Raw genomic sequence first — 18,224 nt, 5'->3', positions numbered from 1 at the left:
GCCGTCCTGTGTCTCTGCGCAGCGACGCCCCCGGTGGAGCGGTGGAAATGCGCGTCTTTATCGCAATCATGCTATCGGCGGTCGTTTTGGCCGGGTGCAAACCCGACAACAACAACGACATCACCGGCTCGATCGATAACTGCGCCCGCAAGCTCTACAGCTCCTACAATCCCAAGGACCTGAAGCAGTGCATCGCCGTGTGCATCTCCTGCCAGCGCGGCGTGATGACGACCTGCTCGACCTCATGCACGCTCAAGGGCGCGCAATAGCGCGACTTCACTTCGCCATATAGTCGAACGCGACCGACCCTAGCCCGAGCGTCAGATCCGCCTTGAAGTGCAGCGCGGAAACCACTTCGCGCACCGGAAGGCGGGCAACGTCGCACAGCGCATGGGGAAACAGGCCAAGCGCGGCCGGACCGCTCCATGCTTCCTTCAGCGTGATGTCCTCGAGCTGGAAGCGGACCAGTTCGCAGATCCGCGGAGTGCCGTCGACATGCGGGATGATCTTGAGAATGAAGTTCGGCGCCTTCATGCCTTTCAGCACGGCGTCATGATCGACCGGGCGGTGCTTGTAACCCATAGTGGCGGAGGCGCAGAGCACCGAGCCGTAATGCAGCGAGCCGACCAGCACATCGCTCTCGACTTCGATCTTCGGCTTCGCAAGCTTTTTGGGAAATCCCCAGATTTCGCGGCCGCCGGCGATCGGCCCCTCATCGTCGAGATACATGGCGTGGGTATAGGCGCCCTCCTCGCCGTTGAGACGGACCGGGATCACCTGGCCGGTTTCGGTGTAGTCGCCGAAGCCGGTCGAGTCGGGCATACGAATGAATTCATATTTGACGACGGGTTCAACGACTTCGAGCGGCTCCGGCACCACGGCGGCGAGCGCTTCCGGATCGGTCCGGTAGGTGATGATGAAATATTCGCGGTTGAAGAACCGATAGGGCCCCGGCGGGAAGGACGGGTTGGTCAGCGGCATCGAATACGCGGTTCGTCTTACATCGTCGATCTTCATGGCCTGCCCCATCTGTCGCCGGCGCGGTCGCGCGATGAGGGCGATTATGGGGGAGCTTGATGGCACAGGCGAGACCGTAAAACCGGCAGACGCAGTCAAATCGGCGTCAGAACTCTTCGTCATTCCGGGATGCGCCACGTGGCGCAGGCCCGGACACCATACTCCCGATCGTGGTTATGGATTCCGGGCTCGCGCTCCGCGCGCCCTCAGATGCGCAATCGCGCATCGGGGAATGACGAGAGGGTTACTTCTGCTTGATCGGTTCGGCTGTTTTCTCGGCCGGTGCGGGCGGCAGCGCGGGCTGGGCGCCGGACTTCTGCGCCTCGGCATCGGGACGCGCCGGTTCGGGCGGAACGTTGGACGGCCGGGTGCCGGTCGTCGTCTCCGCAGGCACCGACGGCCTGGTTTCCGCACCCGGCGTCGATTGCAGCGGCTGGGTGGCCTGCGCCATTTGTTGCGGCGGGCGCGCGCGCAGCTCGGCCAGCGACAGACCGGACATCACGAGGCCCGTCGTGACCAGCGCGGCCGCAACGAGAAAATCAATCCGGTAGCTGCGCTTGTTCTGATCGGCAGACATATCGTTCACCGCATGGTTGTTCGCGATGACAACGGCCGGCGGTGCGCATTGTTCCGCGCCCCGCAGCGTGCGGAACCGGGCAAGAATCAAACTAATCCTTGGTCGAGACTTCCCAGGTGGCATGGCGAACGCCGGGCTGGCGCTGCAGATCGACCGCGACCGCGTTCAATTCGTTGGGATCGATCGCGGTGGAGACCAGCGTGGCGACGATCTCCAGCAGGTCATCGCCATGCTCGACCACATTGAGTTCAGCGACCGGATATTTTGCATTCTCCAGTCGCTCGACCAGATGGTCGCGCATGTCGGGCAACGCCTCCGCGCTGACCGCGAGCTTGAAGTAGTAAGTCGCCTCGGACGCGCGTTCGTCGATCGGAATGCGGTTGATCGCGTTGACCAGCGGACGCAGCAAGGTGTTGCCGGCGACCACGAACACGGTCAGCGCCGCCGCCTGGGCCACCATGTCGGCGCCGGCGCAAGCTCCGACCCCGGCCGATCCCCAGAGCGTCGCCGCGGTGTTGAGGCCGCGGACGTTCATGCCCTCTTTCATGATGACGCCGGCGCCGAGGAAGCCGATCCCCGAAACGACATAGGCGATCACATGCACCGCGCCTTCGGCAGCCTTCAGGTGCATAGCCAGATCGACGAAGGCGGCCGCGCCGACGGCGACCAGCACATTGGTGCGCAGGCCCGCGGTCCGCTGCCGGTATTGCCGCTCGGCGCCGATCAGGGTGCCCAAAACGAAAGCCGCGGTTAGGCTGACCAGAGTGTCGAGGAAATCGGCGATCTGGAAGGTCGTCAGGAAGCGCATGGCGGTTTTCTAGGGGAGAGAGGTGACGAATCTATCACAGCCTGAACGATCTGGCCTGTTCCGGCGACTAACGGTCGCCGGGTCAGGTGCGAGCGACGATCCGCTTCGCTGCGGGCAACGGCGCTTGATGCGATCCCGGATCGAACAGATTCGCCCAATTTATCGGGAATTGTCATGAAAAGAATGCTTTACGCCGCGATCGCGCTGCTCGGTATTCAGTGCTCGCCCGCGGCTGCGGACCAGAACTGCATGACCGGCTATTACCGCACCAAGCAGCCCGCCTGCGTCGACAGCGTGCTGTCGCAAATGCGAGCCGGCCCAAACGCCGATCCCAGCGCGGTCATTGGATTCCTGGCGCAGATCTTCAGCACGTCGCCTGCGGAGAAGCAGCGCATCCTGCAACTTGAAGCCTCTTCATACGTCAAATCGGTGAAGCTCGTGGCGCTCTACGGCGCCGGCCTCATGGAAGACGCACAGAAATTTGCCGAGGAAAACCAGATCACAGCCACGCTGCAGAAAATCGAAAAGAACCAACCTGCCAAACTTGCCGTGGTGCGGCCGTCGTCGAATGCCGCCGACAACGACCTCTTGATCGGCGCCTATATGGCATCCGGTGACACCACCTTCATTGAAAGAATCCTCGCAAACTTCTCCAGCGCAGATGACGACATGGCGGGCATTGCCATGCGCATGGGATTCATGAAGAGCAAGTTCGGACCGAACATGACCGCGGAAGGCCGGGACAACGTGATGGCCAAGATGGCCTGCGACAAATACCAGTGCAAAACCGAGCCCGCCAAATTCTTTCGCGTGCTGACTTTGGCGAGCGGATTTTGGGCGTTGCAGTCGCTGGCATCAGCCGACGACGGCATCAAAAACACCTTCACCGGCTTTTTTGCGAACGATCCTCGCCTGAAAAACCTGTTCGCGGCCGAGCAAGCGGCGTTCGGGAATTATATGACGGCGCTCACCATGCTCGCCGTCTTCAAACCCGACCCGAAGGATCGCGACAAGACCGCTGAAAACATGAACAAGGCCGCTTCGGCCTTCGAAAACCTCGAACCGGCCGGCAAGACGTTTGACCACATCGAGGCTTACGTCAAAGCCGGGAGGAAAGTGAAGTAGGCCGGTTTTTGCTAACGCCGCGTGTTTCGCTTGACCTCTCCCGCTTGCGGGGTCGAGACGAGCGAAGCTCGCTCTTAGGTCGGCGCGCAAGCACCGGGTGGGGGCTCTCTCCACTCGGGCGGGGTAACTCGTGGCGACACCCCACCCCAACCCTCGCCCGCAAGCGGGAGAGGGAGCGCACCGTCAATCGCGGATGCACTTCGGTCCAGTCTCGCCACGCACCGGCGGATGATTTAGAGCTCCACCATCCCCGCATCGCCGTCTTCGGTGCCGAAGGCGAGCAGCGATCCCTTGGGGCTCCAGGCCAGCGCCGAAACCGCGGCGTTGCCCCTCCGGCGTACCAGGATCTCCGCACCGTCCTCGATCCGCACCATCAGCACGCAACCGTCGCTGTAGCCCGCGGCCAGGATATCATGCTTCGGATGACAGCTGACCGCGGAGACGCGGGCCTGCAGCGGCGCCAGCATCGCCGGCTCCTTGCCCATCGGCCCGTCCTTGCTGGCGAACGGCCAGATGATCACGGTATCGGCGCCCGAGGTTGCAAGCCCTTTGCCACCGGCGCTCCACGACATCGAGCGGACGCGGCCGGGATAGCCGCTCATGCGCATATGCCGGTTGTCGGCGAGCCGCCAGCCATGCAGCGCCGGCTCGTGCATCCCGGTCACCAGAAACTTGTTGTCCGGGCTGAAGGTGACGGACAGATGCGAGCCGGCCCATTCCAGAAACTCAGGCTTCGCCGCCATGTTGGGAAACCACAGCGTCACGCCGTTGTAATGCGCGACCGCCAGCCGCAGGCCCTTGGGCGCGAACGCCAGGCCGCCGACGGTCGAGGGCATATCGAAGGACTTCTCCTCGCCCTTGGTGCGAACGTACGAGATCTTGCCGGCCGACCACGCCACCGCGCCATCGGGGTGCAGCGCGACGTTGTCGATCCAGCGCCGCTTGGCGTCGGTTGCGAGTACATCGACCTCGCCCTTGGCGTTGAGCGCGACGAGCTTGCCGTCGTCGCCGCCGGTAACGACGCGCGCGCCGTCGGACGCCGCGCACAGCACCGCACCGCCGTGAATATCGACAGGTGAAATCTCGCCGCCGGCGCCGACGATGGCAGCCTTCTCCTCGGCGCCGACGAAGACCGCGGTCTCGCCGAGAAAATGCACCGACGATATCGGCATGCCGACCGCAAGCGGCCGCACCTTGTCGGTGATCGAAGCGATGGAGGCGCCTTCGCCCGGATCAAACTGTTTCATCACGTGGTGATACAGCTCTCAAAACCGTCGCGAATCATCTGCTCCGGCAATTCGCGACCGATGAAGACAAGCCGGCTCTCGCGCCGTTCGTCATCCTTCCATCTGCGCTGATGGTCGCCCTCGAGCATCATATGCACGCCCTGGAACACGTAGCGGTCGTCATCGTCGCTGAAGGCGAGGATGCCCTTCGAGCGCAGGATCTTCTGTCCTTCGGAGGCGACGAGGTTCTGCAGCCACGGCATGAACTTGGTCGCATCGAGCGGCTTGTCGGTGCGCAGCGACAGCGACTGCATCTCCTCGTCATGGTAATGCTTCAGCCCGCCATGGCTGTGGCTGTGATCATGAGGATGGTCATGGCCGTGGTGATGATCGTGATCATGGTGATGATCATGACCGTCGCCGGTATCGAGGAATTCCGGCTCGATCTCGAGAATGCGATCGAGATCGAACGCGCCGCGTTCCAGCACGTCCGCCAGCGCCACCTTGCAACGCTCGGTGCGGTGCAGTTTTGCGTAAGGGTTGATGCCGCGAATCCGCGCCTCGACTTCGGCGAGTTCGGCTTTGGAAACCAGGTCGGTCTTGTTGAGCACGATGACGTCGGCAAACGCGATCTGGTTCTTGGCTTCCGGCGCATCCTTCAAACGGTCGCTCAGCCATTTGGCGTCGGCCACGGTGACGACCGCGTCGAGCCGGGCGTTCTTCTGCACGTCCTCGTCGACAAAGAAGGTCTGCGCCACCGGCGCCGGATCGGCCAAGCCGGTGGTCTCGACGATGATGGCGTCGAATTTGCCCTTGCGTTTCATCAGGCCGTCGAGGATGCGCACGAGGTCGCCGCGCACGGTGCAGCAGACGCAGCCATTGTTCATCTCGAACACTTCTTCATCGGCGCCGATGATGAGGTCGTTGTCGATGCCGATCTCGCCGAATTCGTTGACGATGACGGCGTATTTCTTGCCGTGGTTTTCCGACAGGATGCGGTTGAGCAGCGTGGTTTTGCCGGCGCCGAGATAGCCCGTCAGCACGGTTACAGGAATTTTTTGGGCAGTCAGTTCAGACATGGCAGCTCCGGCAAATATCGCAGCCACGCTCCCGGCAGGGTGGCCCCTGCCTCTCAGTTCGCGAGCGCGCTGGTCAATGCCTTTATATTGTGCCTGACCATGTCAATGTAAGTGGGGGCATCGCCCTTTTCGGCCGTCAAACTGTCCGAATAGAGGGTCCCGCCGATCCTGGCACCGGTCTCGGCCGATATCCGGCGGATCAGGCGCGGATCGCTCACATTTTCCAGAAAAACCGCCGGGATCTTGGCCGCCCGGATCTGGGTGATAATACCGGCAATATCGCGGGCACTGGGCTCGGATTCCGTGGATACGCCGACCGGCGCGATGAATTCGACGCCGTAGGCGGCGGCGAAATAGCCGAAGGCGCCATGGGTCGAAATCACCTTGCGGCGGGCTTGCGGGATCTTTGCAACGGCTTCGCGCGCCTCGCGGTCGAGAGCGTCGAGTTTCGCCAGATAGGCCTCCGCATTGGCACGAAAACCCTGGGCTGAGGCAGGATCGGCGGCCGCCAGCGCGTCGCTTATATTGCCGACATAGATTTTGGCGTTGGCGACGGATTGCCAGGCGTGCGGGTCGGCATCCGAGCCGAGCTTGAGCGGCGCGATGCCGGCCGTCGCCGTCACGACGGTAACTTTGCTCCCGGCGGATTTCAGCAGCCGTGGCAGCCAGCCCTCGAAGCCAAGGCCATTGACGAAAATCAGCTTCGCATCGGCGATCTTTTTCGCATCCGCCGGCGTCGGCGAGTAGACATGCGCATCGCCGTCAGCACCGACCAGCGTCGTGACGCTGACGCTTGTGCCGCCGACATTGCGGACGAAATCGCCGAGGATGGAGAAGCTGGCGACGATTTTGAGGCGTTCCTGCGCGCCGGCCGGAACGACTGTGGCGATCAGCACCAGACAGATGAGGGAGAACAAACGCTGCATCGTTACGCCTCGAGATGCCGGCCGGGGAACAGCTGCCGGACCAGGCCGCTGACATTGCCGAACAATACGGACACCACATAAATCCCCGCCGCGACCAGAATGACCGCGGGGCCTGACGGAATTTTGGTCTGGAACGACAGCACCAGCCCGGCGTAGCCCGACACCATGGCACTTGCGACCGCGATGCAGATCATGCCGGTGATGTCGCGTGACCAGAACCGCGCGATGCCCGCGGGCAGGATCATCAGGCCGACGCCGAGCAAGGTGCCGAGCGCGTGAAAGCCGTTGACGAGGTTGATCACGACCAGCGCCAGAAACGCCAGATGCGCCGGGGCGCCTGCGCGGCTGACGGTGCGCAGGAACACCGGGTCGACGCATTCGATCACCAGCGGGCGATAGATCACGGCCAGCACGAGCAAGGTGATGGTGGCGTTGAAGGCGATCACCAGCAAGGTCTGGTCGTCCATCGCCAGGATGTTGCCGAACAGCACGTGCAGCAGGTCGATATTGGTGCCCTTGATGGACACGATGGTGACGCCGAGCGCCAGTGACACCAGATAGAACGTCGCCAGCGAGGCGTCTTCCTTCAGCTCGGTGGTGCGCGCGACCACGCCGGCCAGGATCGCTACCGTAAAACCCGCGATCAGGCCGCCGGTCGTCATCGCGAACAGGTTGAGACCGGAGACCAGAAAGCCGATCGCGGCCCCGGGCAGGATCGCATGCGCCATGGCGTCGCCGACGAGGCTCATCCGCCGCAACATCAGGAACACGCCGATGGGAGCGGCGCCCAGCGACAGCGCGATCACGGCCGCCAGCGCGCGGCGCATGAACTCGAATTCGGTGAAAGGCGCGATCAGCGCATCGTGGAGCATTGGAGCTAGGCCGCCCGCGACGGCGTATCTTCGGCGCAGGCCGCGGCCCGGTCGTCGAAGGCTTCGCACATCTTCATCGCCACCAAGAGGTTATCCGGCGTCAGCACCTGCGCGGTCGCGCCCCAGGCCACCGGCCCACGGGCCAGCAGCAGGGTTTCGGGGAAATGGTTGCGCACCATGTCGAGATCATGCAGCGCCGCCAGCACGGTACGGCCTTCGCCATGCCAGCGTTTGACCAGCGCGATCAGGTCCGCTGATGTTTTGGCGTCGATGGCGTTGAACGGCTCGTCCAGCACGATCAGGCGCGCGTCCTGCAGCAGCACGCGGGCGAACAGCATGCGCTGCATCTGGCCGCCGGACAGCGTGCCGATCGGGCGGTTCTCAAAGCCGTTGAGACCGACGGCGGCAAGCCCCGCCAAAATCCGCTCGCGCTCTTTCTTGCCCATGCCGCCGAAGAAGCCGGTGGAGCGCCACAGTCCGGTGCCGACGAAATCGAACACCGAAATTGGAAAACTGCGGTCGATGTCGGCGGTCTGCGGCAGGTAGGCGATGTCCTTGCTGTCCAGACCACCCAGCGAGATCGAGCCCGCCAGCGGTTTCAGGATGCCGGCGAGGCCGCGAAACAGCGTCGACTTGCCGGCGCCGTTCGGCCCGATCACCGCGACCAGCGCGCCCCCGGCGACCTCCAGGTTGAGGTGGTGCACGGCCGGATGCCGGTCGTAGCCGAGCGTGACGTTGCTGAATTTGACCTGAGCTTGCTGGATTTGGGTCTGCGCCGCCATGCTCACCTCATCGCCACAAGCACGACTACCCACAGACAGGCGCTGACCGCCAGCGCCGCGCCAAGCCGCGCCGCCACCGTCATCCGCAGGATCGACCACGGCGCCGGCTGCGCCGGATGCGGGGTCGACGGGTCGTGGTGATGGGGGTGACCATGGCTGTGGTGGTGGTGCGCATGGTCGTGGGAATGGGAGTGAGACATGCAAAGATGTTATATTATAACATAACCTGAGTCCACCAAAGTGCCCTGCCCTCACGGCTTCCCGATCGCCATCGCCAAGGCCGCCGCCAGGAACGGGAACGGCACCGAGACCGCGGCCCGGAACCAGACGAAACGCGCCGGCATGAACGGGATTTCCCACAGTATCAGCCGCTGGAAGGCGAACAGCGCCCAGGCGACGACATAGGCGATCACCTGCGGCGAGCCGCCGCCCACCTTCAGCGCCACTGCGCCGATGGAAAAGCCGACCACCGGGCCTCCCGGCGTTAGCCCGCCCGCGATCACGGCCGTGAGCACGCCGAGCCAGCCGGAATCCGGACCCAGCCAGCCGGTGATGATTTCGGGAGGAATGACGGCGGCGATGTAGCCGGAGCCGATCACGCCGAGCGCGATCCGCGGCACAATGTTGATGAAATCCATTGCGCCCTCGCGCGCCGCCGAAACCACCACGACGCGGCCGCGCCGGAACGCGATGATGCCAAGCACCAGCACGGAGCCCCACAGGCTGATGTCGATGATGAGCGCGCTCATCGTCATGACGGCTCACCCTTCATGACGGCTCGCCTTTGGGATACATCCGCACATAGACGAAGCGACCGAGCGCGCCGGCGAGGACCGGGATCGGCAGCGAGATTACGATCCGCCACAACGTGAAATCGGTGCCAAGAATCGGCAATTCCCAGGCGACCGCGCGGCCGTAACCGATCAGCGTCCAGCTCACCACCATCGCGATGGTGGCGCCGAAATCAGCGCCGACCGTCAGCAGCGCCGCCGCCACCGGATAGGCCGTGAACGGCCCGCCCGGCAGGATGGCACCGAACGCCGTTCCGATCAGCAATCCCTTCAGGCCGGAGTTCGGCCCGAGCGATCGCGACACTTTCTCGTGCGGCAGGATTTCCGTAATGAACGCGCCGAGCAGGCAGCCGGCCAATACGCGCGGCAGGATCTCGCCGAATAGCCAGAGATCATGGGTGAGAATCTTGAGCACGCCGTCGATACCGTCGCGGCGATAGACCAGCGTGGCGCTGACCGCGACCAGCACGGCGATGAAGATCATCGACCAGCCGACCGGCTTGCGCTTGCGTCGCGGGCCTGCTTCGGCCTCCGCAAGTTCGTCGGCGGGCACCGGTTCTTTCAATGGGGGTTCTGACAATGCAATGAATCGGCAAGGATCTGCAGGTGAAAAGTCCAACCCTGCTTAGTCCCGGCCGGGGCCTCACGCAAACGGAACAACTGAAACATCCATGCGCCGCTCAGGCATGGCCATGCAAGGCTGTCACGGGCTTTTCAGGTCAGGTGGCGCACCAGCGCGAGACCGGCAAACAGGCCGGCAATCGAGAGCACCACCGAGCCGAGGATGTAGGCCGCCGCCAGGCCAAGCTCACCCCGCTCATAGAGCACGGCGGTATCGAGCGAGAACGCGGAAAAGGTGGTGTAGCCCCCGAGTATGCCCGTCATCAGGAACAGCCGCCACGGCTGCGAGGTCTCGCCCTTGAGGGCGAGATAGCCCGCGATCAGCCCCATCACGGTCGACCCTGAGATGTTGATGATGAAGGTGCCCCAGGGAAATCCGGTGCCGATACAGCGGGCGCAGGTGAGATTGATGAAATGGCGCAGCGACGCGCCAAGGCCGCCACCAACGAAAACCAAGAGATAGCTCATCGCAGCATTTTCCACATCGCGAAATCACCCGGCAACAGCGCTTGTGCCGCAAGCCCGCGACGCCTGCAAGGATGGCATGGGAGGCAAAAGATAAGGGCGGCAGTTTTGCACTGCCGCCCCTGAAATTAGCTCGATGTCATTCCGGGGCGATGCAAAGCATCGAACCCGGAATCTCGAGATTCCCCCGATGCGCAATTGCGCACCGGGGAATGACGGGCTCAATCAGGAAGCCTTGCCGAACAGCTGGTCGACATATTCCCAGTTCACGAGATTATCGACGAACGCCTTCAAATAGTCCGGGCGGCGGTTACGATAGTCGATGTAGTAGGAGTGCTCCCAGACGTCGCAGCCGAGGATCGGGGTTGCGCCATGAACCAGCGGGCTCTCGCCGTTCGCGGTCTTGGAGATTTCGAGCTTGCCGTTCTTGACCGACAACCAGCACCAGCCGGAGCCGAACTGGCCGACGCCGGCGGCGGCGAAGTCGGTCTTGAACTTGTCGAGCCCGCCGAGATCCTCGGTGATCTTCTTTTCCAAACGGCCGGGCAGCTTGCTGCCGCCGCCATTCGGCTTCATCCAGTTCCAGAAATGCAGATGGTTGTAGTGCTGGCCGGCATTGTTGAACACGGCCGGGTTCTTGCCGAACGAGGCCTTGACGATCTCCTCGAGGGACTTGCCTTCGAATTCGGTCCCCTTGATCGCGTTGTTTCCGTTGGTCACGTAAGCCTGGTGATGCTTGTCGTGGTGGAATTCCAGCGTTTCCTTGGACATATAGGGGGCAAGGGCGTCATGGGCATAGGGAAGATCGGGTAGCGTGAAGGTCATGGGGTGATGTCCGAAAATGATGGGAGACGTGGTGTAACGGGAACCCTTATAGAAGGTTCCATCGCGCTTAAACACCGCAAATTGACAAAGCGGGCGGCTTCTTCGGTAACGATGCTCCGCGTCCAGCGTATGACGGGACATTCGGCTTTGCGGGGTGAAAAATGAGTATCGAGATCGATGTCCTGAACGGGGACGCTTCATGGCCGAGGGTCGAACCGCTGATGCATGCGGTCTGGCCGAAGCATGTGGTCGAGAAACTGTCCTGGGGCCACGTCAAATGGGCCCACGCCGATTTGCGCGTGCTGATCGAGGCGCCGCAGGATTCTACCAGCGAATCGTCAAAACCCGGCCTTGCCTGCCATGTCGGTGTCTATTTCCGTACCGCCACCTGGAACGGGCGCAAGGTCGATATCGGCGGTATCGGCGGGGTTGCGACCCGCGAGGATTTCCGGGGACGCGGGCTTGCCGGCCTCGCGCTCGGCGCCGCCGTCCAGACCATGCGCGACCACGAAGCGATCAAGTTTGCTCTTCTGTTCTGCGAGCCGCATAATTTCGCCTTCTACGAGGCCCGCGGGTGGCACAAATTCACTGGCGAGGTCTATGCCGAGCAGCCGGAGGGACGCATTCGTTTCGAGGCGATGGCGCCGTTCGTATTCGACTTCACCCGCGCCCCGCGCGACGGCGTCATCGACCTATGCGGCCTGCCGTGGTGACCCCTGCGCGGTGATGGGTGGCTTGCGCTTGCGCCTGCCGATAATATGTTGGCCATAATATATTGCCTTCTGGCCGACGAACCGGTGACGCATGACGATCGACGCCCCGCTTGATTTGCGCCCCGCGGCCGCACCAACCGCGCCGGTCAATAGCCTGTTGATCTCGCCGATCCTGCCGACGCTGCTGAAGCTCGCGCTCCCCAATGCGATCGCGATGGTCGGCACCGCGCTGGTGGCGGTCGCCGAGACCTCCTATATCGGCCGGCTCGGCACCGAGCCGCTGGCCGGGATCGCGCTGGTGTTTCCGTTCGTGATGCTGACGCAGATGATGTCGGCGGGCGCGATGGGCGGCGGTGTGTCCTCCGCCATCAGCCGCGCACTCGGCGCCGGCAACCGCGATCGCGCCGCGACGCTGGCGCTGCATGCGGCCATGATCGGCACCTGCGCCGGGCTGATCTTCACCGTTGTCATGCTGGCGTTCGGCCGGCAATTCTATTCGCTGCTTGGCGGCCGCGGCGGCGTGCTCGAGCAGGCCATGCAATATTCGCAGGTGCTGTTCTCCGGCGCGATCTCGATCTGGCTGGTCAATACGCTGGCCTCGGTGGTCCGCGGCACCGGCGATATGCGCACTCCCTCGGCCGTGCTGATCGTCGTCGCCGTCGTTCAGGTCGTGGTCGGCGGCGGCCTCGGTCTTGGATTATTCGGCCTGCCGAAGCTTGGCATGCCCGGGGTCGCCGCGGGTCAGCTCACCGCCTTCACGCTGGGCGCGATTTTCCTGGCGTGGTACCTCGCCAGCGGCCGGAGCCGGCTGAAGCTGAATTTCGCCGCCTTCAGGTTCGAGCGCGACATGTTCGTCGACATCCTTAAAGTCGGCGCGATCTCCTGCCTGGCGCCGCTGCAAACCGTCCTGACGATTTTGATCTTCACCAAAATCGTGGCGGGCCTCGGCACGGAGACGCTGGCCGGTTACGGCATGGGTTCGCGGCTGGAATTCCTGCTGGTCCCGATTGCATTTGCGTTCGGCATCGCCTCGGTGCCGATGGTCGGCATGGCTGTTGGCGCTGGCCTCGTGGCGCGGGCGCGCCGGGTGGCCTGGACCGCGGCCGCTGCGGCAGGCCTGACCGTCGGCCTTATCGGCCTCGTCGTCGCGATCAAGCCGACGCTCTGGATCTCGCTGTTTACCAGCGATCCCGGCGTGACGGCTGCCGCCTCTTCCTACTTTGCCTGGGCCGGTCCGGCCTTCGGCTTCTTCGGCACCGGCCTCGCGCTCTACTTCGCCTCGCAGGGCGCGGCAAAGGTCGGCGGCCCGGTCATGGCCGGCACCATCCGGCTACTGCTGGTCGGCCTCGGCGGCTGGTGGCTGGCGTCATCGGGCGCACCGGCCTGGACCTTGTTCGCCCTCGTCGGCGCCGCGATGGTCGTATACGGCCTCTCTACAATGCTGTTCATTCGCTTCACGCGCTGGGGCAAATGAGCATCCAGCCCCGTTGTGTGGCGGCGAGAAGCTCAAGCCGCCATCGCCTTCAACGCGGTCGCCGCCGAGGCATAGCCGCCGCGTGCGCCATCGATGAAGTGAACGTGGTCGCTGCGCATCACCGACGGCGTGAAGCAGGTCATCATCGCCGCGTCCTGGCGGTGCAAGCCATAACGCACGACACCGTTTGAGGCCGCCTTTGCCAGCCGTTGCGCCAGCGCCTGCTCGAGCTCCGGCGTACAATCGAGGATCATCCGCAATCCATCGTCGTATTTTCGGAAGTCGGAATTCTCTACCACCTGCTGCATGTAGGTCTTCGGCACGAAATTGCCGACCTTGATGCCGAAGCGCAACACGACATAGGCCCATAGCGCGATGGCCAACGCGGAACTGCGGCGCCGCAACAACGACCCGCCGCGCGCGGCACGCGCCTCGTATTCGATGCCCGCCGGCGGAAAGCGTATATCGGGTCCACCTGAAGGCACCGGCCGCCCGGCATCAGGGCTGCGCTCGACGAGATCGATGATGTCTTCGATCGCTTTGCGGAATGCGCGCGGATCGGCGCCCTTTGCCGGCACCACCAGCACCGAAAGAATGAGACCGCGCGCGGACGGAATTTCCTCGAACCGGCACGACAGCCCGGACAAATCCGGCTGCTCGCCGGCCGGCGCCGCGGGGACCGCGAATTCGCCGCGCTTCATCGCCGCGTCCGCCCAGCCGAGACCGCCGCCGGAAAACATCGCGTATGATAGATTGGGTGACGGCCCGAAACGCGCCACTCTGATGTCGAGGCCCTGCGCGCGGATTGCTTTCACCGGCACCAGCGCCACCCGCATCGAAAGATCAAGGCCTTCGCTGACCCAGGTCGCTGTCGCCGCCAGCGCCTCGCGCGCGCGGCCGAGATCGGCGGGCGCCACGGCAAAGCTCGCGCCATCGCCGCCGAACACGAACGGAAACTCGCGTCCATCCAGCGCATTGGTCACGGCGGCGATGACAGCGGCGCCCGCCATGTTGACCGCCTTGTAGCGCTGGTTGGCGATCGCCTTGGTCGATTCCACGATGTCGGCGACGCCGACGGTCCAATCATCCGGCAACGGCGAGTACAGCGCCGGATCCATCAGGCTGGTGAAGCCGCGAAAGACCGGAATGCCGCCGTAGAAGATGTCGGTGCCGTCGGGCGTGGTCATTGCGATGCAAGTTACCCCGTTTTCCGAAGCTGTCTAACAGATACGGCGTAACCCAAATTCGGGTTCGCCCCTGCTACAGTTTGACGCCCCGCAGCACCAATTGATTGAGCCTGCTCGCAAACGCCGCCGGGTCCTCCGGCAATTCGCCATCGAGGATCTGAGCCTGCTCCAGCAGCAGGAACGACAGATCCGCGGCTGCGTCCTTGGCCCCGGCAATCGCCGCCACCAATGGATGACGCAGATTGATCTCGAGGATCGGCTTGGTCACCGAGCCCTGGTTCTGCATCGCCAGCAACCGTTCGAGCTGGCGGTCGCAGCCGTCGCCGCCGGCCACCAGACAGGACGCGCTCGACGTCAGCCGCTGCGAAGCCCGCACGTCGGAGACGCGTTCCCCGAGCGTGTCCTTGATGACGGCGATGGTCGCGGCCTCATCCGTAGTGCTCTCTTCTTTTTTGTCGTCCGCCTTGTCGTCCAGCAGCGGGATCAGACCGAAATCGATATCGCCCTGGCTCAACGATTTCAGCGGCTTGCCGCCGAAATCGAGCGGCGCCGAAGTCCAGAACGCATCGACCGGATCGGTCAGCAGCAACACCTCGATGCCGCGGGCTGTGGCGGATTCGAGTTTTGGGTTCGACTTCAGCCGCTCGATACTGTCGCCGGTGAGATAATAGATCTCGGTCTGGTTCGGTTTCAGGTTTTCGACGTACCGCTTGAGCGAACGCTTCTCGCCCGATGTCGTGGTGAAGCGCGACAGGCCCAGCAGCTTTTCGCGCCGCTCGAAATCTTCCCAGATGCCTTCCTTGATTACGGGCCCGAACGAATCCCAGATTTTCGCGAACGCCTCCGGCTCCTTGTCGCCGAGATTTTCCAGCTCGGTGACGACGCGGCTGGTGACGGCCTTGCGGATCTGCGCGAGTTGCGGATTGTTCTGCAGCATCTCGCGGGAAATATTGAGCGGCAGATCCTCGCTGTCGATCACGCCGCGGATGAAGCGCAGATAAGCCGGCAATAAATCAGCATCGTCGGCAATGAAGACGCGGCGGACATAGAGCTTCACCTTGCCCTTGCGCGCCTGGTCGAACAGGTCGAACGGTTTTGTCGACGGTGCGAACAGCAGCACCGCATAGGACTGGCGGCCCTCGGCGCGGTAATGCAAGGTCATCGCGGGCTCGTCGAACGCGCCGGCGATCGATTGATAGGCGCCCTTGTAATCGTCAGGCGTCAGTTCCGATTTCGGCCGCTGCCACAGCGCGCTGGCCGAATTGATCTGGCGCGGCTCGCCTTCCTCCGGCACCAGCTCAATCGGAAACTGGATGTTGTCGGAATAGGCGCGGACGATGCGCTCGATCTCGTAGGTCTCGAGATATTTCTGCGCGTTCTCTTTCAGATGCAGCACGATCTCGGTGCCGCGCGTGATGCGCGCGGCGTCCTCCTCGCTGGCGGGCGCGATTTCAAATCCGCTGCCGCCCGACGACGACCAGGTGCAGACCTGGTCCGAACCGGCGCGGCGGCTGGTGACAACGATGCGCTCGGCGACCATGAAGGCGGCATAGAAGCCGACGCCGAACTGGCCGATCAGGTTGGCGCCATCCTTGGCCTCGGTCAGGCGCGACAGAAACGACTTGGTGCCGGAGCGCGCGATGGTGCCGAGATTGTCGATCAATTCCTGCCGGTCCATGCCGATGCCGCTGTCGACCACGGCAAGCGTGTTCGCCGTCTTGTTCGGCACGATGCGGATCGCGGGCGGCGCGCCATCGGTGATCAGCTCGGGTGCGGCGATCGCCTCATAGCGCAGCTTGTCGCAGGCGTCGGACGCGTTCGAAATCAGTTCGCGCAGGAAAATATCGGTTTCCGAATAAACCGAGTGCACCATCAGATGCAGGAGTTCGGCGACCTCGGCCTGGAACGGCTGGGATTCGGGGGCAGTCGTGGTGGTCATCAGGGGCTCACGAGATCAAGCATGGGTGGGAAAGCCCTGATATAGCGATACTATCTGGAGTGGCAAGGTTCGACGGCCTGGCTGGTTCCCACCCTCGGCCGGTCTAATCCGCAATCGCGGCCAGATAGCGCCGGACCGAAGCATCGAATGCGGCCTTTGCGCCCGCCTCGATGTTCTTGCCCCACCACGCGCCATAGATGCGGTCGAAAGCCAACGGCGCGACCGCGCGCGCCACGCCTTGAACCGATTTCGCATTCAAGGGGATGTAGTTCGGGAAGCTGTACATGAAGCTCAGCGAGCGGCGGTCCATCGCCACCATGGCAACATCACCGGTGAGCAGCGCGCCTCGCCCCTGCGCACCCGCACGCCAATGCAGGATCGTGCCGCCGGCGAAATGACCGCCGGTGCGGATGAGAACGATGTCATCGGAAATCTGGCGGCTGTCGCCGGTCCACGGCACGATCGCGGCGTGCGGCCGCGTGACCCATTGGCGATCGTCGCCATGCAGATAGATCGGAACGCCGCCAAAGGCCTCGCTCCAGTCGGCGACCGCGCCGTAATAATGCGGGTGCGAAACCGCAATCGCCTTCAGGCCGCCGAGCGACCGCACATGGTCCACCGCATCAGATGTGGCCAGGGGCACGCAATCCCACATCACGCAGCCGTCGGGCTCGGGAATGAGCAGCGCGCGCTGTCCGATCGCGAAGCCCGGATCGAGAGCGATCCCGGAAATACCGAGATCATCGCGCCAGACGAGCTTGTGGCGCTCCGCCAGTGCGTCGCGCGAAAGCCATTGCTGGCCCTTCCAGTTCACGTACTGCCGTTCGTCCTCGCAAATCGGGCACGCCGCCGGCGGCGCGACGCTGTCCGGAAACTGGGCACCGCATTGCTCGCAAGTCCACAAGGGCATCGCCGTCACTCCAATCCGGTAGAAACGCGACTCTCGCAAATGCGCGGTTTCGGATCAACAAGAGGGAGTTTAGCCTTCAAGTTCAATTGACTTGCTTCGGCGCTGTTGGAGGGTAAGTTCCGGTACATGACCTGGTTTTGCCTTGGGTTCGCTTTTTTATTGCTGCTGTGATTATTGCACGAGGCGCGCACAACCGGCGCCTATGGACGGGTTGGATGATCTCCACGCCCAGGGTTTTCTCAACAATTATTGACGGGATCAGATTATCTCGACCATTCAAAAATTATGCATGATTGTGGGCTGGCTGGCGCTGGCATTCATCGCCTTCGCGACGCTGTCGCCGATCCACGCCCGCCCCGTGCTTGCCGAAGGCCTGATTGAGCATTTCGCGGCCTTCGCCTTGCTGGGCCTTGCGCTTGCCCTCGCTTACCCCAACCGCGTGGTTTTTGTTGTCACGATCGTTGTCGGAGGCGCAGTGGCGTTGGAGATCTTGCAACTGCTGACGCCGGATCGCCACGGCCGTCTGCTTGATGCGGCCGTGAAGGTGGCGGGCGGCATCTGCGGGGTTGGCGCCGGACGATTGGCAGTCATGCTGCTAAGGGGCAAAATCGGCCACGCCAAATAGCGCATTTCGATTCGGTTTTACGGCTATTTAAATAGGCGTTATTTCAAATAGCCACTATTTCAAATAGCCTTGCCCCGTCGATGTTTCTTGTGGGGCGCCTGTTTGGATCCCAAAACAGGCGCCGATTATTTCCAGCGACACGGGACGGTCATGCCGTTGGTCACTCCGCCGCGAGCTTCACTTCAGGCGCAGCAGCGCGGACATCGGCATCGACCTGGGCTTCGAACTTGGCGAAGTTCTTCTGGAACATGCCGACCAGCGC

General features: G+C 63.2%; 21 protein-coding genes. 5 read left to right on the top strand and 16 right to left on the bottom strand.

The window, feature by feature from the left end; translation table 11 throughout:
• Positions 1–47: 47 nt before the first annotated feature.
• Positions 48–269 (top strand): hypothetical protein, encoded by a 222-nt coding sequence (locus JQ597_RS36335; protein WP_212036555.1) that lies wholly within the window; start codon positions 48–50, stop codon positions 267–269.
• Positions 270–276: 7 nt separating this feature from the next.
• Here JQ597_RS36335 and JQ597_RS36330 read toward each other — a convergent pair whose 3' ends face one another.
• The 3 genes from JQ597_RS36330 to JQ597_RS36320 form a co-directional block, all read right to left on the bottom strand.
• Positions 277–1,017 carry an acetoacetate decarboxylase gene (locus JQ597_RS36330; RefSeq protein WP_212270187.1) on the bottom strand — a complete coding sequence of 247 codons (741 nt, stop codon included), beginning with the start codon at positions 1,015–1,017 and terminating at the stop codon, positions 277–279.
• Positions 1,018–1,261: 244 nt separating this feature from the next.
• Entirely contained in the window at positions 1,262–1,684 is a 423-nt protein-coding gene (locus JQ597_RS36325) for a hypothetical protein (RefSeq protein WP_349628937.1), read from the bottom strand.
• A 1-nt stretch (position 1,685) separates the two neighbouring features.
• The gene (locus tag JQ597_RS36320) at positions 1,686–2,402 is read right to left on the bottom strand and encodes an MgtC/SapB family protein (protein ID WP_212270186.1); all 717 of its coding nucleotides are present in this window, start codon (positions 2,400–2,402) and stop codon (positions 1,686–1,688) included.
• Between the two features lie 174 nt (positions 2,403–2,576).
• Between JQ597_RS36320 and JQ597_RS36315 the strand changes: the two genes are divergently transcribed.
• Complete coding sequence (locus JQ597_RS36315; RefSeq protein ID WP_212270185.1) at positions 2,577–3,527, top strand: hypothetical protein; 951 nt, start codon at positions 2,577–2,579, stop codon at positions 3,525–3,527.
• Between the two features lie 233 nt (positions 3,528–3,760).
• Here the strand turns inward: JQ597_RS36315 and JQ597_RS36310 are convergent, their stop codons facing one another.
• The 10 genes from JQ597_RS36310 to JQ597_RS36265 all read right to left on the bottom strand — a co-directional run bounded on the left by JQ597_RS36310 (position 3,761) and on the right by JQ597_RS36265 (position 11,114).
• Positions 3,761–4,774, bottom strand: coding sequence for a WD40 repeat domain-containing protein (locus JQ597_RS36310; protein WP_212270184.1), 1,014 nt, complete (start codon positions 4,772–4,774; stop codon positions 3,761–3,763).
• On the bottom strand, positions 4,774–5,832 hold the full coding sequence (locus tag JQ597_RS36305) for a CobW family GTP-binding protein (protein ID WP_212270183.1): 1,059 nt from the start codon (positions 5,830–5,832) through the stop codon (positions 4,774–4,776). The genes JQ597_RS36310 and JQ597_RS36305 overlap by 1 nt, the downstream gene beginning before the upstream one ends.
• A gap of 53 nt (positions 5,833–5,885) precedes the next feature.
• On the bottom strand, positions 5,886–6,758 hold the full coding sequence (locus JQ597_RS36300) for a metal ABC transporter substrate-binding protein (RefSeq protein ID WP_212270182.1): 873 nt from the start codon (positions 6,756–6,758) through the stop codon (positions 5,886–5,888).
• Positions 6,759–6,760: 2 nt separating this feature from the next.
• Complete coding sequence (locus JQ597_RS36295; protein WP_211994028.1) at positions 6,761–7,630, bottom strand: metal ABC transporter permease; 870 nt, start codon at positions 7,628–7,630, stop codon at positions 6,761–6,763.
• Positions 7,631–7,635: 5 nt separating this feature from the next.
• Complete coding sequence (locus tag JQ597_RS36290; protein WP_212270181.1) at positions 7,636–8,412, bottom strand: metal ABC transporter ATP-binding protein; 777 nt, start codon at positions 8,410–8,412, stop codon at positions 7,636–7,638.
• Positions 8,413–8,414: 2 nt separating this feature from the next.
• Positions 8,415–8,612 carry a hypothetical protein gene (locus tag JQ597_RS36285; protein WP_212270180.1) on the bottom strand — a complete coding sequence of 66 codons (198 nt, stop codon included), beginning with the start codon at positions 8,610–8,612 and terminating at the stop codon, positions 8,415–8,417.
• A 51-nt stretch (positions 8,613–8,663) separates the two neighbouring features.
• Positions 8,664–9,161 carry a hypothetical protein gene (locus tag JQ597_RS36280; RefSeq protein WP_211994268.1) on the bottom strand — a complete coding sequence of 166 codons (498 nt, stop codon included), beginning with the start codon at positions 9,159–9,161 and terminating at the stop codon, positions 8,664–8,666.
• A 19-nt stretch (positions 9,162–9,180) separates the two neighbouring features.
• Complete coding sequence (locus tag JQ597_RS36275) at positions 9,181–9,783, bottom strand: permease (RefSeq protein ID WP_212270179.1); 603 nt, start codon at positions 9,781–9,783, stop codon at positions 9,181–9,183.
• A 134-nt stretch (positions 9,784–9,917) separates the two neighbouring features.
• Positions 9,918–10,292: a fluoride efflux transporter CrcB gene (crcB, locus tag JQ597_RS36270; RefSeq protein WP_212270178.1), complete on the bottom strand. Its 375-nt coding sequence runs from the start codon at positions 10,290–10,292 to the stop codon at positions 9,918–9,920.
• Positions 10,293–10,514: 222 nt separating this feature from the next.
• Positions 10,515–11,114, bottom strand: coding sequence for a superoxide dismutase (locus JQ597_RS36265; RefSeq protein ID WP_192738198.1), 600 nt, complete (start codon positions 11,112–11,114; stop codon positions 10,515–10,517).
• Positions 11,115–11,275: 161 nt separating this feature from the next.
• Here JQ597_RS36265 and JQ597_RS36260 point away from each other — a divergent pair, with 161 nt between their 5' ends.
• A complete protein-coding gene (locus tag JQ597_RS36260; RefSeq protein WP_212270177.1) occupies positions 11,276–11,827 on the top strand; it encodes a GNAT family N-acetyltransferase in 552 nt (183 codons plus the stop codon).
• A gap of 91 nt (positions 11,828–11,918) precedes the next feature.
• On the top strand, positions 11,919–13,301 hold the full coding sequence (locus tag JQ597_RS36255) for an MATE family efflux transporter (RefSeq protein WP_212270176.1): 1,383 nt from the start codon (positions 11,919–11,921) through the stop codon (positions 13,299–13,301).
• Between the two features lie 32 nt (positions 13,302–13,333).
• On the opposite strand, the gene JQ597_RS36250 is transcribed toward JQ597_RS36255, so the two are convergent.
• The 3 genes from JQ597_RS36250 to JQ597_RS36240 all read right to left on the bottom strand — a co-directional run bounded on the left by JQ597_RS36250 (position 13,334) and on the right by JQ597_RS36240 (position 17,337).
• Positions 13,334–14,488: a DUF3095 domain-containing protein gene (locus JQ597_RS36250; protein ID WP_212270175.1), complete on the bottom strand. Its 1,155-nt coding sequence runs from the start codon at positions 14,486–14,488 to the stop codon at positions 13,334–13,336.
• 73 nt (positions 14,489–14,561) lie between these two features.
• Positions 14,562–16,430, bottom strand: a complete 1,869-nt coding sequence (gene htpG / locus JQ597_RS36245) for a molecular chaperone HtpG (RefSeq protein WP_212270198.1) — start codon at positions 16,428–16,430, stop codon at positions 14,562–14,564.
• A 100-nt stretch (positions 16,431–16,530) separates the two neighbouring features.
• Positions 16,531–17,337: an MBL fold metallo-hydrolase gene (locus JQ597_RS36240; protein WP_212270174.1), complete on the bottom strand. Its 807-nt coding sequence runs from the start codon at positions 17,335–17,337 to the stop codon at positions 16,531–16,533.
• Positions 17,338–17,626: 289 nt separating this feature from the next.
• Here JQ597_RS36240 and JQ597_RS36235 point away from each other — a divergent pair, with 289 nt between their 5' ends.
• Positions 17,627–17,962 (top strand): VanZ family protein, encoded by a 336-nt coding sequence (locus JQ597_RS36235; protein WP_212270173.1) that lies wholly within the window; start codon positions 17,627–17,629, stop codon positions 17,960–17,962.
• Positions 17,963–18,224: the final 262 nt, after the last annotated feature.

The sequence above is a fragment of the Bradyrhizobium sp. AUGA SZCCT0177 genome (assembly GCF_018130125.1).
Classification (GTDB): domain Bacteria; phylum Pseudomonadota; class Alphaproteobacteria; order Rhizobiales; family Xanthobacteraceae; genus Bradyrhizobium.
The sequence above is the reverse complement of the archived record's forward strand: the minus strand, read 5'-3'. Positions and strand labels throughout refer to the sequence as shown.

Bases quoted from the DNA above. Each gene is read 5' to 3' on its own strand.
- JQ597_RS36335 (WP_212036555.1), top strand. From the start codon at position 48: ATGCGCGTCTTTATCGCAATCATGCTATCGGCGGTCGTTTTGGCCGGG.
- JQ597_RS36330 (WP_212270187.1), bottom strand. From the start codon at position 1,017: ATGAAGATCGACGATGTAAGACGAACCGCGTATTCGATGCCGCTGACC.
- JQ597_RS36320 (WP_212270186.1), bottom strand. From the start codon at position 2,402: ATGCGCTTCCTGACGACCTTCCAGATCGCCGATTTCCTCGACACTCTG.
- JQ597_RS36315 (WP_212270185.1), top strand. From the start codon at position 2,577: ATGAAAAGAATGCTTTACGCCGCGATCGCGCTGCTCGGTATTCAGTGC.
- JQ597_RS36310 (WP_212270184.1), bottom strand. From the start codon at position 4,774: ATGAAACAGTTTGATCCGGGCGAAGGCGCCTCCATCGCTTCGATCACC.
- JQ597_RS36305 (WP_212270183.1), bottom strand. From the start codon at position 5,832: ATGTCTGAACTGACTGCCCAAAAAATTCCTGTAACCGTGCTGACGGGC.
- JQ597_RS36300 (WP_212270182.1), bottom strand. From the start codon at position 6,758: ATGCAGCGTTTGTTCTCCCTCATCTGTCTGGTGCTGATCGCCACAGTC.
- JQ597_RS36295 (WP_211994028.1), bottom strand. From the start codon at position 7,630: ATGCTCCACGATGCGCTGATCGCGCCTTTCACCGAATTCGAGTTCATG.
- JQ597_RS36290 (WP_212270181.1), bottom strand. From the start codon at position 8,412: ATGGCGGCGCAGACCCAAATCCAGCAAGCTCAGGTCAAATTCAGCAAC.
- JQ597_RS36285 (WP_212270180.1), bottom strand. From the start codon at position 8,612: ATGTCTCACTCCCATTCCCACGACCATGCGCACCACCACCACAGCCAT.
- JQ597_RS36280 (WP_211994268.1), bottom strand. From the start codon at position 9,161: ATGAGCGCGCTCATCATCGACATCAGCCTGTGGGGCTCCGTGCTGGTG.
- crcB (WP_212270178.1), bottom strand. From the start codon at position 10,292: ATGAGCTATCTCTTGGTTTTCGTTGGTGGCGGCCTTGGCGCGTCGCTG.
- JQ597_RS36265 (WP_192738198.1), bottom strand. From the start codon at position 11,114: ATGACCTTCACGCTACCCGATCTTCCCTATGCCCATGACGCCCTTGCC.
- JQ597_RS36260 (WP_212270177.1), top strand. From the start codon at position 11,276: ATGAGTATCGAGATCGATGTCCTGAACGGGGACGCTTCATGGCCGAGG.
- JQ597_RS36255 (WP_212270176.1), top strand. From the start codon at position 11,919: ATGACGATCGACGCCCCGCTTGATTTGCGCCCCGCGGCCGCACCAACC.
- JQ597_RS36250 (WP_212270175.1), bottom strand. From the start codon at position 14,488: ATGACCACGCCCGACGGCACCGACATCTTCTACGGCGGCATTCCGGTC.
- JQ597_RS36240 (WP_212270174.1), bottom strand. From the start codon at position 17,337: ATGCCCTTGTGGACTTGCGAGCAATGCGGTGCCCAGTTTCCGGACAGC.
- JQ597_RS36235 (WP_212270173.1), top strand. From the start codon at position 17,627: ATGATTGTGGGCTGGCTGGCGCTGGCATTCATCGCCTTCGCGACGCTG.